11 protein-coding genes are annotated in these 15,024 nt (G+C 66.5%); 6 read left to right on the top strand and 5 right to left on the bottom strand.

The genetic code is table 11. The features are described from left to right. The first annotated feature begins 32 nt into the window (after positions 1-32). On the top strand, positions 33-458 hold the full coding sequence (locus AC56DV_RS21620) for a thioredoxin family protein (RefSeq protein ID WP_496316282.1): 426 nt from the start codon (positions 33-35) through the stop codon (positions 456-458). Between the two features lie 8 nt (positions 459-466). Here the strand turns inward: AC56DV_RS21620 and AC56DV_RS21615 are convergent, their stop codons facing one another. Together AC56DV_RS21615 and AC56DV_RS21610 are read right to left on the bottom strand one after the other, a co-directional pair. Next, positions 467-2,743: a xanthine dehydrogenase family protein molybdopterin-binding subunit gene (locus AC56DV_RS21615; protein WP_496316281.1), complete on the bottom strand. Its 2,277-nt coding sequence runs from the start codon at positions 2,741-2,743 to the stop codon at positions 467-469. A gap of 22 nt (positions 2,744-2,765) precedes the next feature. Beyond that, entirely contained in the window at positions 2,766-5,885 is a 3,120-nt protein-coding gene (locus AC56DV_RS21610; protein WP_496316280.1) for a bifunctional diguanylate cyclase/phosphodiesterase, read from the bottom strand. Between the two features lie 176 nt (positions 5,886-6,061). On the opposite strand from AC56DV_RS21610, the gene AC56DV_RS21605 reads away from it, so the two are divergent. Continuing rightward, entirely contained in the window at positions 6,062-6,568 is a 507-nt protein-coding gene (locus AC56DV_RS21605) for a DUF1993 domain-containing protein (protein WP_496316279.1), read from the top strand. 7 nt (positions 6,569-6,575) lie between these two features. Here the strand turns inward: AC56DV_RS21605 and AC56DV_RS21600 are convergent, their stop codons facing one another. Both AC56DV_RS21600 and AC56DV_RS21595 read right to left on the bottom strand, forming a co-directional pair. Beyond that, entirely contained in the window at positions 6,576-6,797 is a 222-nt protein-coding gene (locus tag AC56DV_RS21600; RefSeq protein ID WP_496316438.1) for a DUF1289 domain-containing protein, read from the bottom strand. A 20-nt stretch (positions 6,798-6,817) separates the two neighbouring features. Next, positions 6,818-7,393, bottom strand: coding sequence for a DUF1415 domain-containing protein (locus AC56DV_RS21595; RefSeq protein ID WP_496316278.1), 576 nt, complete (start codon positions 7,391-7,393; stop codon positions 6,818-6,820). A gap of 217 nt (positions 7,394-7,610) precedes the next feature. Between AC56DV_RS21595 and AC56DV_RS21590 the strand changes: the two genes are divergently transcribed. The 4 genes from AC56DV_RS21590 (at position 7,611) to AC56DV_RS21575 (ending at position 11,736) form a co-directional block, all read left to right on the top strand. Next, the gene (locus AC56DV_RS21590; protein WP_496316277.1) at positions 7,611-9,002 is read left to right on the top strand and encodes a transglycosylase SLT domain-containing protein; all 1,392 of its coding nucleotides are present in this window, start codon (positions 7,611-7,613) and stop codon (positions 9,000-9,002) included. Between the two features lie 182 nt (positions 9,003-9,184). Beyond that, positions 9,185-9,976 carry an enoyl-ACP reductase FabI gene (gene fabI / locus AC56DV_RS21585; protein WP_496316276.1) on the top strand — a complete coding sequence of 264 codons (792 nt, stop codon included), beginning with the start codon at positions 9,185-9,187 and terminating at the stop codon, positions 9,974-9,976. 84 nt (positions 9,977-10,060) lie between these two features. After that, entirely contained in the window at positions 10,061-10,606 is a 546-nt protein-coding gene (locus AC56DV_RS21580) for a sigma-70 family RNA polymerase sigma factor (RefSeq protein ID WP_496316275.1), read from the top strand. Then, on the top strand, positions 10,603-11,736 hold the full coding sequence (locus AC56DV_RS21575; protein WP_496316274.1) for a hypothetical protein: 1,134 nt from the start codon (positions 10,603-10,605) through the stop codon (positions 11,734-11,736). The genes AC56DV_RS21580 and AC56DV_RS21575 overlap by 4 nt, the downstream gene beginning before the upstream one ends. Here the strand turns inward: AC56DV_RS21575 and AC56DV_RS21570 are convergent. Beyond that, positions 11,733-14,750 carry a DUF2135 domain-containing protein gene (locus tag AC56DV_RS21570; RefSeq protein ID WP_496316273.1) on the bottom strand — a complete coding sequence of 1,006 codons (3,018 nt, stop codon included), beginning with the start codon at positions 14,748-14,750 and terminating at the stop codon, positions 11,733-11,735. The two genes, AC56DV_RS21575 and AC56DV_RS21570, sit on opposite strands and share 4 nt — an antisense overlap. Positions 14,751-15,024: the final 274 nt, after the last annotated feature.

Here is a 15,024-nt window from a genome sequence, read left to right as displayed (position 1 = left end):
CGGCCTGCGCGGGTCGCGGTACAATACCGCGCATGCATAGCACTACCCTACATACCGATAACCGCGCCGACGTCGCGGCAGCGCTGGCGCAAGACCGCTGGATCGTCGCCTGCCTGTGCGCAGCCTGGTGCGGCACCTGCTCCGGCTACCGCGCCGCCTTCGACGAGCTGGCCGCGCGCCATCCCGACAAATACTTCCTGTGGGTCGATATCGAAGACCATGCCGACGTGGTGGGCGACCTCGATGTGGAGAACTTCCCCACCCTGCTGATCCAGCGCCACGAGCACGTGGCCTTCTTCGGCACCATGCTGCCCGACCCGAATGTGGCGCACCGTTTGATCCTGGCGCAGGCCGGCATGGACGAAGGCGAACTGGCGCGCTACGCGCAAAGCAGCGAAGAGCGCCGCCACTGGCAGCGCGACTGCAATCTGCGCGCCCTGCTCTCGGCCGCTTCCTAGGCCGGCACCTAAGCCAACCTGAGCGGCAGGCTGCGCAGGCGCTGCCCGGTCAGCGCGAACACCGCGTTGGCCACCGCCGGCGCCACCGGCGGCACGGCCGGTTCGCCCATGCCTTCGGGCGGCTCGGCGCTCAGCATGATGACGGTTTCCACTTTCGGCGCCTGGTCCATGCGCAGCACCGGGTACTGGTGGAAATTGGTCTGCTCCACCTTGCCGTCCTTGATGGTGATCTCGCCGCCCAGCGCGGCCGACAGCCCGAACACCACGGACGATTCCACCTGCTGCGAAATAATGCCCGGGTTGACGGCGATGCCGCAGTCCACCGCGCACACCACGCGGTGCACGACGATCTGCTTGTCCACCACCGACACTTCGGCCACCTGCGCCACGATGGTGCCGAAGGACTGGTGCAGCGCCACGCCGTGCGCGCGGCCCGCCGGCGGCTGGCCGGCCTTGTCCACCGCCGCGTTCAGCACCGCCAGGTGGCGCGGATGGCGGTTCAGCATGCCGCGCCGGAAGCCGACCCCGCTCATGCCCGCCGCGTGCGCCAGTTCGTCGATGAAGCTCTCCTTGAAGAAGGCATTGTGCGAATGCCCCACCGAGCGGAAATAGCCGACCGGCACCGCGCTGTCGGCGATGACGTGGCGGATGCGCTGATTGGGAATTTCGTACTGCATGTCGAATTCACCCTCGGCGGTGGTCATATCGGGCCCCAGGCCCGGCAGGCCCAGGCTGCGCTTGAGGTACTGGTGCCCGATCGAGCCGCTGACGGACTTGTTGTCCCAAGCCGCGATATTGCCGGCCGCATCCAGGCTGGCGGCGAAACGCGCCAGCGCAGCCGGGCGGTACACGTCGTGCGTGGTATCGTCCTCGCGCGACCAGATCAGTTGCACCGGCGCGCCATTGCACTCCTTGGCCACCGCCACCGCCTGCGCGATGAAGTCGGTTTCCAGCCTGCGCCCGAAACCGCCGCCCAGCATGGTGACCTCCAGCGTCACGTCGGCCGCTTTCACGCCCGCCACCTTGGCCGCAGTGTCTATCGCCAGCGTCGGCACCTGGGTCGACACCCACAGCCGCACCTTGCCGTCCTTAACCTGGGCGGTGCAGTTGAGCGGCTCCATGGCCGCATGCGCCAGGAACGGCGCGCGGTACTCGGCCTTCAGCGTCTTGACCGCGCCCTGCGCCTTGTCCATGGCGTCGACCACGTCCATGTCGCCCGCCGTGTAGTAGGCATGGCCGTCCTCATCGTCCAGCTGCTGCGCGAAATGCTTGAACACATCGGCGCTCGACAGCCTGCCGTTCACGCCTTCCAGCCAGGTCACCGGCAGCGCCGCTGCGGCCTGCCTGGCCTGCCAGTACTGCGCCGCCACCACCGCCAGGCCGGCGCCGGCGCCGGTTTTTTCGGCCAGCGCCGGCGAAAAATCCACCACGCGCGACACGCCCGGCATTTTCAGCACCGCCTGCGTGTCCACGCTGGCCACCGCGCCGCCGATCACCGGCGACATGACCACCGCCGCGTACAGCATGCCTTCGGGCCGCACATCCAGCCCGAACACGGCGCTGCCGTTGGCCTTGGACGGCGAATCGCGGCGCGGCACGACGGTGCCGATCAGGCGGAACTGGCCCACGGTTTTGAGCCGCACTTCGCCTGGCGTCATGCCCGCCGCGGCCGCCACCAGGCTGCCGTAGCTGGCGCGCTTGCCGTTCGGATGCGCCACAAAGCCGGCCTCGGTGAAGCACTCGAGCGGCCGCACCTTCCATTCGCGCGCGGCGGCCTCGATCAGCAGCGCGCGCGCAATGGCGCCGGCTTCGCGCATCGGCAGCCACAAGTCTTTCACGCTGGACGAGTGACCGGTCAGATTGATGCCCAGCTCGCGCCCTGCCTTGGCCACCAGCCATGCCGCCACGCGCTTGCCGCGGCTTTCGTCGTCGGGATGGAAAGGCAGGTTGTCCACCAGGGCAGCCACGTTACCGTAGATTTTGTCGTTCGGCGCCTGCACCAGCGTCACCCGCTCCAGCGGCACGTCCAGTTCCTCGGCCAGCAGCATGGGCAGCGCGGTGTGCACGCCCTGCCCCATTTCGCTGCGCGCCATGGCCACCGTCACGCTGTTGTCCGGCGCAATGGCGACCCAGCCGTTGAGCGCCACCGCGCCGCCGGAGCCCCCCAGCGGCAGCGGCACCTTGCCGCGCACCCGCTGGCGCGCCGGCAAGGCGCCCCAGCCAACCACCATGGCGCCCGCCACCGCAGTGGCGCTCAGCAGAAACCGGCGGCGCGACAACTTCATAAAGTCCTTTCGATGGGGTGCATCAGGGCTGCCAGCGCTGCAGCAGGTCATCCGGCAGCACCGGGCGGCTGTAGAAGTAGCCTTGCGCCAGGTTGCAGCCGTGGCGCAGCAGGAAGGCGGCCTGTTCGTCGGTTTCCACGCCTTCGGCGATGACGGACAGGTTCATGCTCTTGCCGAGCTGGATGATGGCGATGGCGATCGCCTCGTCGTTCACGTCGGTCGAAATGTCCTTGATGAAGGAGCGGTCGATCTTCAGCGTCTGCACCGGCATCTGCTTCAGGTAGGCCAGAGATGAATAGCCGGTGCCGAAATCGTCGATCGCCAGGCCCACGCCGATCGAGTGCAGGTCATTGATGAAGACCAGCGCGTCGCCGGTGTTCATGATCACGGACTCGGTCACTTCCAGCTGCAGGCGGTGCGGTTCCAGCCCGGTCTCGCGCAGGATGTCGCCCACCATGGAAGCGATGCTGCCGCGCTCGAACTGCTTGGCCGACAGGTTGACCGCCATCTTCGGCACCCACAGCCCGGCTTCCTGCCAGCGCACCATCTGCAAACAGGCCTGGTACAGCACCCACTTGCCCAGCTGGTTGATGTAGCCGGTGTCCTCGGCCAGCGAAATGAAGCGGTTCGGCGGCACCAGGCCCAGTTCCGGGTGGTTCCAGCGCACCAGCGCCTCCACGCCCACCAGGCGGCCGGTGTCGATTTCCACCTGCGGCTGGTAGTTCAGGAACATCTCCTCCTTCTCCAGCGAGCGGCGCAGGAAGGTTTCCAGGCGCAGGCGCTCCACGCCCTCGCCCGACATGGACGGCGCGTAGAAGCGGTAGCCGTTGCGGCCGCGCGCCTTGGCCTGGTACATGGCCACATCGGCGTTGCGGATCAGCATATTCAGGTCGGTGGCGTCGGCCGGGTACAGGCTGATGCCCACGCTGCAGGTGACGAACAGTTCGTGTCCTGCCACCATGAAGGGCTGCTCGAACATGCCGACCAGCTTTTCGGCCACCAGGCTGGCGCCGTACTGGCCGTCCACGTTCTCCAGCAGCACGATGAATTCGTCGCCGCCCAGGCGCGCCAGCGTGTCGCCGTCGCGCAGCTTGTCCAGCAAGGCCTTGGCCACCTGCTTGAGCAGCTCGTCGCCGATGTGGTGGCCCAGCGTGTCGTTGACGTTCTTGAAGCGGTCCAGGTCGATGAACAGCAGCGCCAGCTGCTCCTGCTCGCGCGCGGCGCGCTGCAGCGCGTGGTGCAGGCGGTCGTGGAACAGCAGGCGGTTCGGCAGTGCGGTCAGCGGATCGTGGTGGGCCAGGTGGTCCAGCTTTTCCTGCGACTGCTTGACCAGCGTGATGTCGCTGAACACGCACACGTAGTGCGTGGTCTCGCCATGGGTGTCGCGCACCGCGCTCACCGTCAGCCACTCCAGGTACAGCTCGCCCGTCTTGCGCAGGCTCCACAGCTCGCCGCGCCAGAAGCCGGTGGTTTCCAGCTCCTGCCACATGGCGTGGTAGAAGGTGTCCTCGTGGCGGCCGGAGCGCGTCAGCGCGCGGTCGCGGCCCAGCGCTTCGGCCTCGCTATAGCCGGTAATCTGCGTAAAGGCCGGGTTCACCGCCACGATGGTGCCCTGCGCGTCGATCACCATCACGCCGTCGGCGATGTGCTCCAGCACCGTGGCCGACAGGCGCAGCTTTTCCTCCGCTTCCTTGCGCGCGGTGACGTCGGCATAGACCCAGATGCTGCCCTCGTTGGCGCGGCTCTGGTCGATGGCGCAGCCGCTCACCATGCACCAGAACAGCGTGCCGTCCTTGCGCCGGTAGTGGCGCTCTTCGCTGAAGTACTCGCCGGCCGACAGCGTGGGATACTGGCGCGCGCCGGCCGACTCGAAGTCGAACGCGGTGGGGAACACGATGGCGGTGGAGGCGCCCGCCATGGCGCCCGGCTCGTAGCCGAACAGCTCTTCGCAGCGGCGGTTGACCGAGACGATCTGGCGGTTGCGCACGAACATCACGCCGAACATCACGTTGTCCAGGATGGCGCTCTGCTCGGCCAGCAGCGCCTCGATGCGCATTTCATTGTGCTTGCGCTGGCTGATGTCGGAAATGATGCCGTCCACCCAGGGCGCGCTGTCGCCGCGCTCGGACACCTGCGGCTGGCCGTTCTCGGCCACCCAGCGCTCGGTGCCGCTGGCGTCGGTGATGCGGTACTCGACCGCATAGGGGCGGCCGTCGCGGATGGCCTGGCTCACCACGCGGCGCTGCCTGCGGCGGTCCTCCGGGCAGATCAGGTTGGCCCAGGAATGGCTGGTGCTGCGCATGAACTGGGCGGCCGAATAGCCGCAGATGTCCTCGATGGCGTCGCTGACGAAATCGACCGGGCCGTCCGGGCGGAAGCGGAACACCGCGCCCGGCACCTGGGTCACGATGGTGCGGAAGCGCTCCTCGCGCTGGCCGATGTCCTCGAACAGGTGCTTGATCGCCACCCGCATCTGCTCCAGCTGGCCGGACAGGCGTCCCAGTTCGTCGCTGCCGGTCGGTTCCAGCCGGGTTTCAAAATCGCCGTGCGACAGGCGGTCCGAGAAGCGCATCAGCTTGCGCAGCGGCTTGAGCAGGCGCTTGTTCAGGAACAGCACGATCAGCAGCAGCGACACGGTGAGCTGCGCGGCCAGCACGAACACGTAGGAGCGCTGCTTCTCGCGCAGCTCCTGCTGGCTGCGGGCGTCGTCCATCTCCACCACGATGCGGCCGATCTTCTCGCCGCGCACCAGGATCTCGCGCTCGGCGCGATAGACGTTGCCGGTCTGCCGGCGCGGCGACTGCAAGTGCATGAACTGGGTCTCGGCCTGGCCGGTGACCTGCACCTGCAGCACCGAACGGTCGCGCATCACCGATTCCACCAGCGAATGGGCCGATTCGGCGTTCATATTCCACAGCGACTCCTGCATGCCCAGCGCCAGGATGTCGGCGTTGCGCTGCAGCGATTCGTTCAGCGCCATCTTGGCCGACTGCTGTTCATGCACGCCGATCAGCAGATAGCTGCCGATGATTGCAGGTATCACGAGGCCGCCAAACACCACCAGCAGCAAGGCGCCGTAGATGGAAAGGCCGTACAGCGCGCTCAGACGGGAACGCATCCTTCTGTATAAAGAACTAATCATTCACCACGGGACTTGGGGCTTGCGCGTGTTTGCGCGGTCAGGAATTTTTCATTTGAAACAATTATGCACGCAAACAAGCGTGCAAGTCACCAGAATACACGCTGCCGCGCCGTCCGCCGCAAGCAGGAAAGCGACAAGCTTGCTATCATCGCCACTCTTTCAACGAGGAGCCCGCAATGACTTTTAATACCTACACCGCATCGATCCCAGTGTTCAAGCAGATTCTGAACAGTCTGCTGGCCATCCTCGACAAGGCCGAAGCCCACGTGACCGACAAGAAACTGGACGCTAACGCCCTGTTGCAATTCCGCCTGTTCCCGGACATGCTGCCGTTCTCGCGCCAGATCCAGATCGCCACCGACTTCGCCAAGGGCGCCGGCGCGCGCCTGGCCGGCCAGGAAGTGCCGCCGTATGAAGACACCGAAAAGACCTTCGCCGAGCTGAAAGCACGCATCGCCAAGACCATCGCCTTCCTGGACGGCCTGAACGCGGCCGACTTCGGCGGCGCCGAAGACCGCGCCATCACCACCGGCAGCGGCGAGAAAACCAAGCACTTCACCGGCGCCACCTACCTGCTGCACTACGCGCTGCCGCACTTCTTCTTCCACGCCACCACCGCCTACGACATCCTGCGCCACAACGGCCTGGAAATCGGCAAGAAGGACTTCATCGGCACGTATTGATCGTTAATCACGTGTTGCGGCGCGGGTAGCCCTGCGCCGTGATGCGCTGCCACACCAGCTCTTTTTCCGCCTCCGACATCGACACCCAGTGCGCCACCTCTATATAGGTGCGGCCGCAGCCGCGGCAGATGTCGTCGAAGGTGGTGGAACAGACGGCCACGCAGGGCGTGTCCGGGCGCTGGGCCGGCGGCGCGGACGGCGCGGCCGCCTCGTGCACCGCCGCCGCCATGCGCTTCAGTTCCATTTCCGTCATTCCTTCACCTGCGGCTTGACCTCGATATCCAAGGCGTCCCAGCCCGCGTGGCCCAGCTTCTGCATGGTTTCGATGTTCTTCTCGAAGATGTCCCCGGCTTCCGGGAACGCTTCCACCGCGCGGTCCACGCTTTCCTCGCGCAGCAGGTGCAGGGTCGGATAGGGCGAGCGGTTGGTGTAGTTGTCGATATCGTTCTTGCCGGTGTCGGCGAACTGGTAGTCCGGGTGGAAGCTGGCCACCTGCAGGATGCCGTCCAGGTCCATTTCCTCCAGCGCCTCGTCGGCCACGTCCAGGAAGTCGTTGTAGTCCTCGAAATCGTTCAGCACCTGCGGGTGCATGATCAGCGTGGTATCGACTTTTTCCGGGTTCGCTTCGGCCAGGAACTCCAGTTCCTCCATCAGCACGTCCATCAGCTCCTCGGCCGTGGCGGCGTCCGTCACCACGTAGCGGATCTGGTTCTTGATGTGCACGGCCTTGGCGAAGGGGCACAGATTGAGGCCGATTACGGCCTTTTCCAGCCATTTCTGGGTCAGGGCGATGACGGTGTCGTGGTCGGCGATGGGCTTGCTCATAGGTCTTTCCTTGTAAATGCTTCCGGCGAGCGCGCATTGTACGCACTCCGGCAAAATGCCGTCTACTTCCGTCAACTTCAATATATATGCCGACATCATTACATCAAAGAAACTGTCATCCGGGCGACATATTTCTTGACTCAGCAGCGTCAACCTACGTACACTGCCCCATTATTCATGGCTCGTTTGTGTTTCTCGACGACAACAACGGAATACTATGCAAGCACGAATTAACCCATCCTTGCTGGCGGCGCTGATCACCCTGGCGCCGGCGATCGGCCAGGCAATCGACAGCGCGCCCCCGGCGGCGCCGTCCGCCACGCTCCCCCTGATCCCGCTGTCCACGCCCGCCACGGCCAAGCTGCCGACCACCGAACTGCTCCCCGCCTCCAAAGTTGTCGCCAAGCCGGCCGTCAGCGAAGACGCCTTCAAGGAAACCGACGTCTGGGGCCGCATCCGCACCGGCTACGCCATCCCCGACCTGAACAACGAGCTGGTCCAGAAGCACGTCAACTGGTACAGCGCCCGTCCGGACCACATGGCCCGCACCACCCAGCGCGCCTCGCGCTACCTGTTCCACGTGGTGACCGAACTGGAAAAGCGCGGCATGCCGACCGAACTGGCGCTGCTGCCCTTCATCGAATCGGCCTTCAACCCGCAAGCCCTGTCCAGCGCCAACGCGGCCGGCATGTGGCAGTTCGTGCCGGGCACCGGGCGCGACTACAATCTGAAGCAGGACGCCTTCAAGGACGAACGGCGCGGCATCCTGGCCTCGACCGACGCCGCCCTCAGCTACCTGCAGCGCCTGTACGACATGTTCGGCGACTGGCAGCTGGCCCTGGCCGCCTACAACTGGGGCGAAGGCAATGTGCAGAAAGCCATCAAGCGCAACCAGGCGGCCGGCAAGCCGACCGATTTCGAGAGCCTGGCCGAGCACATGCCGGCCGAAACCCGCAATTACGTGCCAAAACTGCAAGCGGTGAAGAACATCGTGGCCAATCCGGCCCAGTTCAGCCTGCACCTGCCGGTGATCGACAACCAGCCCTATTTTACCGCTGTCGACAAGACCAGCGATATCGACCTGGCCGTCGCCGCCCAGCTGGCGGAAATGTCGGTGGACGAGTTCAAGGCGCTCAATCCGCAGTTCAACCGCCCCGTCATCACCGGCGGCGAGCAGACCCAGATCCTGCTGCCCAAGGCCAACGCCGAAAAGTTCAACCTGAACCTGGCGCAATGGGGCCGCGCCCTGTCGAGCTGGACCACGCACAAGATCACCAGCGCGCGCGAGCGCATCGAGACGCTGGCGTCCAAGTTCCAGACCACGCCGGAAGTGATACGCCAGGCCAACAACATCCCGAGCAAATCGGTGCTCAAGGCCGGCTCCACCATCCTGGTGCCGAAAACCTCGTCCTCGCTGCACGTGGACATCGCGCCGGAAGTGGCGGACAACGCCATCGTCGCCTTCGAGGCGGACCGGGGCGGCAAGAAGGCGCGCACCAGCAATTACAAGCAAGCCAAGGGCGGCACCGCCAAGGATGCGCCCGTGTCGCTGGTGAAGGCGCGCGTGCCGCGCGACGCCGCCGGCAAAAAGAAAACCAAGCAAAACTGAGCCGGGCGGGCCGCGCGCCCGTCCCTGCAGGCCACGAAAAGTTGCAGTGGCGGCAGCTACGTCCTACAATCTTGGTCTCACGGTATCGGGTCTCCCACCCAGCACTGGAATAAACAACCCATACTGTCGCTAACGCCGCCCTGGGCGCGCGTGCCATCGCAGCAGTAGCAATTGGAGTGAATATGGCGTTCTTGCAAGGCAAAAAAATCCTCATCACCGGCCTGCTGTCCAACCGGTCCATCGCTTACGGCATCGCCAAGGCGTGCCAGCGCGAAGGCGCGGAACTGGCGTTCACCTACGTCGGCGAGCGCTTCAAAGACCGCATCACCGAGTTCGCCGCCGAGTTCGGCAGCAAGCTGGTGTTCGATTGCGACGTCGGCAGCGATGAGCAGATCGAAGCCCTGTTTGCCGACCTGGGCAAAGAGTGGAGCCAGCTGGACGGCCTGGTGCACGCCATCGGCTTCGCCCCGCGCGAAGCGATCGCCGGCGAATTCCTGGACGGCCTGACGCGCGAAAACTTCCGCATCGCGCACGACATCTCGGCCTACAGCTTCCCGGCCATGACCAAGGCCGCGCTGCCGCTGCTCAAGCCGGGCTCGTCGGTGCTGACGCTGTCCTACCTGGGCGCCGTGCGCGCAATTCCTTACTACAACACCATGGGCCTGGCGAAAGCCTCGCTGGAAGCGTCGGTACGCTACCTGGCGGAAAACCTGGGCCAGGTCGGCATCCGCGCCAACGGCATTTCGGCCGGTCCGATCAAGACCCTGGCCGCGTCCGGCATCAAGGACTTCAGCAAGCTGCTGGGCTTTGCCGCCTCGCACGCGCCGCTGCGCCGCAACGTGACGATTGAAGAAGTGGGCAACACCGCCGCCTTCATGCTGTCCGACCTGGCCTCCGGCATCACCGGCGAAATCACCTACGTGGACGGCGGCTTCTCGCACGTCATGGGCCTGAACGCCAGCGACTACCAATAATCGCACCTCACCGCCCAAGCGAGCTGAGCCGCATTCGGGGTCAGACCCCGAATGCGGCTCAGGCCGCTTAGCATACTGCACAGCATGAGCGACCTTTCCGACGAAGCCCTGATGCTGCGCTACTGCGAAGGCGACCTGTCCGCCTTCCAGGAGCTGTACGGCCGCCATAGCCGCGGCCTGTACCGGTTTCTCAGCTGGCGCTCGCCGCGCCGCGACTGGGTCGATGAAATCGCCCAGGACAGCTGGTTCAGCCTGCACCAGGCGCGTTCCGGCTACACGCCGCAAGCCACTTTCCGCACCTTTCTGTACCAGATCGCCCGCAACCGCCTGATCGACCTGCTGCGCCAGCCGCAAACCGCCGCCGAGGACGAGGCGCCCTGCCCGGCCGCCGATGCCGCCGCCGCGCCCGATGCGGCCATGGAATCGCGCCAGCAGAACAGCGCGCTGCACGCGGCCATCCACGCGCTGCCCGCCGAGCAGAAGGAAGCGCTTATACTGCAACAATTCAGCGGCATGTCGCTGGAGGAAATCGCCCAGCTGGTGGCGGCGCCGGTGGAAACCGTGAAGAGCCGCCTGCGCTACGCGATGAAGAAATTGCGCGAGCAGTATGCGCAGGAGGAACAGGCATGAGCGGCAAAGACCACGACCAACTCGACGATGCGGCGTTCGCAGCCTTCCTGCAAGGCGACGATCCGCTGGCGCGCGATCTGGCCGCGCTGGACCAGCCCGCGCCCCCGCCCGCGCTGGACGCCGCCATCCAGGCCCGCATCGCCGCCGCGCTGGCCGCCGAAAAACTGGCCGCGCTGCCGGCCGCGAACGATCCGGTTGCCGCCCCAGCCATTGCACCCGCGCCTGCGCCGGCACCTGCATCCACTCCTGCGCCGGCTCCTGCCGTTGCGCCTCCGGGACCGCGCTGGCAATCGCGCTGGCAGCTGCCCCTGGCACTGGCCGCCGGGGTCGCTGCGATCTCGCTCGCGCTGCCCTTGTGGCAAACGCACGACCCGGTCACCGAAGCCATGGTCGCCGCCGCGCCGGCCATGCCTCCCGAGCCGTCCGCACCGCCACCACCCCAGGCAATCGAGGCGCCAGCCGGGACGGTAGCGCCAGCAGCTCCTTCGCCTGAATCCGTGCCTGCGCCAGCCCCGGCGCCGGCGCCAGCCCCGCAGGCCAAACCGGCCAGCGGCGCCATCGAGAAAAAATCCGGGCGGGAAGACGCCGTGGCCCCAGAAGATGTCGCCAGCGCACCGCCGCCACAGAGCGAGCTGCCCCGCTATGCGCGCACCGCGCCTGCGTCGGTTGGGCAAGCGGCGCGAATGCCCGCGCCTGCGCCAAGCAGCTCGGTGGTCACCACCGTGATCGCCAACGCTTCCAACGTACGGCCATCGGCGGAATACAGCCAGCCGGCCGCATCGCTGGAGAAGTCCGCCGCGGCCGGCATCGACTACCGCGCCGCGCCCCGGATAGCGGCGCCGGCACCGCCACCCGCACCGGCACCGATGGCATTCGCGCCGATGGCGCCCATCGTGCAGCCGGCACCGGCCGCGCAGGCCGCGCCGTCGCAAAATGTGTCCATCACCGGATCGCGCATCCTGGCGCCGCAAGAACTGCAGGCCAAGGCCTGGCTGCAGAAGATTGAAGACCTGCTCAAGGCAAACGAACGCGACGCGGCCCTCGCCGAATGGCAGAAGTTCCGCGCCGCGTATCCAAGTTATCCAGTGCCGGACACGGTGTCCGAACACTTCCCGCCCGCTGCCGACTAACCGCCCGGTACCTCGAATTCCCCCATCAGCACCGTGTTGCCGCGCCCGGTGAGGCGCACCGTGATCATCTCCTCCTTGGCGTCCGGCGTGCCGAAGCCGGTGGTCAGGCGCAGCTGCACGGTGGTGGCGCCGGCCACCAGTTGCTGGCGGTGGCCGAAGAAGTTGGCCTGCACCTGGTACTTGCCCGGCTTGGCCTTGCGCAGCGAGAATTCCTCCGGTCCGTAGCCGCCGGTGAAATCGCGCGAGATGCGGCCGCCCTGCGCGGTCATCATCTGCGCGTAGTAGCAGCGTTCGCCGTTCGGGTCCGTCACCCACAGGTCCATGTCGCTGTTGTCCGCGTCCCAGGACAGCACCGCGCGCAGGTCGAGCGGCAGGTTTTTCAGCAGGCGCGAATCGACCCGGCCCGTGTCCACGGTACCCCTGGGCGCCTTGGCGATAATGGCGTTCATCTCGGCCAGCGCAATCAGTTCGACGTCGGCGAAGCGCCCATCCCATGGCCGCAGCACCACTTCGTACAACTGGTCCACCGCCTGCTGATGCTTGCCGACGGCGGCATAGGCCAGGCCCAGGTCGCGGTAGGACTGCGGCTCTTCGCCCGCCAGCAGCAGCACCTGCTCGAACACCGGCACCGCCAGTTGCGGCGCGCCCGCCTGCAGCAGGCGGTAGCCGAGGATGCGCAGTACGTGGCGGTTCTCCAGTTCCAGCTCGGCCAGGTTGGACAGCACCCGCAAGCCCAGCTCGCGCTGGCCGCGCTCGAACAGCATGTCCGCCACGTCCAGGTAGAAGGCGCTGCTGCCGCTCCACGATGGCCGCTCGTCCAGGTACACCGCATACAGCTGCTCATTGGCGGCAGCCTTCATGCGCGCAATATAGGGCGCGTTCGAAGACCACTTCTTCATCGTGATGGCGCCCGCCGCGCCCGGCGCGTCGCCTGCCTGCCCCGCCTGTCCCGCAACGAGACCTCCAGCGGGCGCCGGTGGGGGCGGAGGGGCAGCGGGCGCAATCCCGCGCGCCAGCGGCGACACGTTGGTGGCATTGGCGGTGATGGTTTTCCGCGCCATCATCGGCTCCGGCGCCGGCGCGGCAATGGGCGCCGGCATTGCGCGCGCGTCCTCGGCCACGAGGACCTCCCTCGCGCCGGCAATTCGGCTACCCTCCACTTTGACACCGACCGTACCGGGACGCGCATCAAGCTGTGCCGGTTGCGGCACGAACTTGACCGGCGGGTCTTTGGGAAATTCGGTACTCCACCACGCCACCTTCTGCTGGAAGCGGCGCACCACGTTATCTAGCTGCTTGTCGCGCCGCCGCGCCAGCATGGAACCGTAACGCGCCTTCGCCTTCTCAAAATCGGCCAGCAGCTCGGCCGGAGGCGTGACGTCATAACGCACATAGTCGTCCATCCGCTCCAGCACCAGCAGCGAGGTTTCGCGTGTCGGCAAGCCGAATTGCGCACCCAGGCGGCGGATGGCGCCGCGATGCAGCTCGAAGTCCGCCTCCAGTTCGCGCAGCTTGTAGCCCGCCCAAATGACGGCAGCTTGCGGACTAAACGGCGCGCTTTCCGCCACCGCCAGCTTGATGCCGCTCTCCCTCCCCTGCTGCACCAGCGTGAACGCCAATTGCGCGCTCGGCTGCGTGAGCTTGCCCGCCACGCGCAGCATGCCCTGCCGCGCGCCGGACAGGTCGGCCAGCAGGTCTTTGGCGCCGTCCGCCCGCAGGTCGCGCAATTGCGGGCCGTCCGTCAGCAGCATCTCGGCCGCCGCGCCGGGGCGGTCCGCCTGCACCTGCACCAGTTGTCCGCCGCTGCGCTCGGCCAGCGCAGCCAGCCGCCCCGTGTCCGCGCTGGCAGCGGAATTGAGCGCATACAGGCGCTGCCCCGCCGCCAGGGCCGGGAACTTCCCGCCGCCGTAGTTCAGCAGGCCGTCGCTCACCAGCAGGTATTCGTTCACATCCGCCTGCGGCTGCCAGTCCGCCAGCGCGCTGCCGCCGTCGTACACTGTGGCTTGCAGCGCCTTGCGCAGCGCGCTCCAGTCGCCGCGCTCCACCCGGTAAGTTACCGCCGCCTCGGAGCGGTCGCGCAGGCGCACCAGCCGCACTTCGGCCTGGCCCAGCGCCTTGAAGTAGCGGTCCAGCTCCGCCAGTTCCGCGTCGTGCTTGCGGCCCGCGCTGGAGCTGGAACTGTCCCACAGCAGGCCCACCACCTTGGGCAGCTTGCGCGCCGCGCGCCGCGCCGCCACCGGGATCTCGGCCACGAAATAACGCTCGCCCGCAAACTCCTGCACATAGGCTTGCGGCTGCGCGCCGGCCGGGATGCGCAGCACCTGCGCGCCGCCGCTGCCACCACTGGCCGCGAAGTCCTGCTTCGCCACGCGGGCGTGGTAGCCGCTGCGCATGCCGCTGAATTGCAGCTCGCCGAGGGCGCCGCTACTATGCGGCGCGGCGCCGGCGCCGCTCACTTGCAGGTTGAGATCGAACTCGCGCACGCGTCCGCCGTAGGCCAGCGGCAGGCGGTACAGCCAGGCCGCACCCGTCCCGGTTACATCGCGCGCCAGCGTTTCGGCGTACTTCAGCTCCACTGTGCGCGTGCCTTGCGCGGGAATCGGATAGACGCGCAGGCGGAAGTTATTGCCCTCGGTGCGCTCCAGCAGCCCGGGGTCGATGCCGCGCCGCTCCACCGCCTCCAGTATCTCGCGGCCCCGGCTTTTTTCCACCGGCACGGCCGGCCGCAGCTTGCCGTCGATATCAAGCGCGAAGGCGCTGATCTGCTGCCCCTCCTGCAAGGGGAAATGCAGCGTGCCTTCCAGCACGCGGCTGTTCGGATTGAAAAACACCATGCGCACCGTGGTTTCCGCCATGCCGCCGCTGACGGCACTGGCGATGCTCAGGCTTTGCAGCCGCACCGGCCGCTCGCCGCCCGGCGTTTCCATCAGCGGCGTGTCCATCCTCGGCGTTACCGCAAGGGCGGCGCAGGCCAGCGGCAACAGCGCCAGCAACGCAAACAGTCGTTTCAACATATTTTTCTCCTGGTCCCGGACCGGCCGGTATCAGCAATGAAACGAAGCGGCGCAAGAAAAGGGGTTAAATCAGGACAAAAATTGTGCCCTTGCTACTAAAATGACCAGATAAGCGTGCAGGAACGGCGGAAATGGGTTATAGTAGCGGCTTGTGCGCTGCAACACGCAGTCGGCACTTAGAATAACAGCAGCTACGCAAGCCTTAGCGCATCGTCCCGATGACGCTTATAAAGCCCCCCGCCTTGTGTGTCGAATAAGACACCGTCCCGGCGCA

The sequence above is a fragment of the Massilia sp. BGA-UO-ETr-WB1 genome (assembly GCF_059567845.1).
This window is presented reverse-complemented; position numbering and strand designations above follow the sequence as displayed.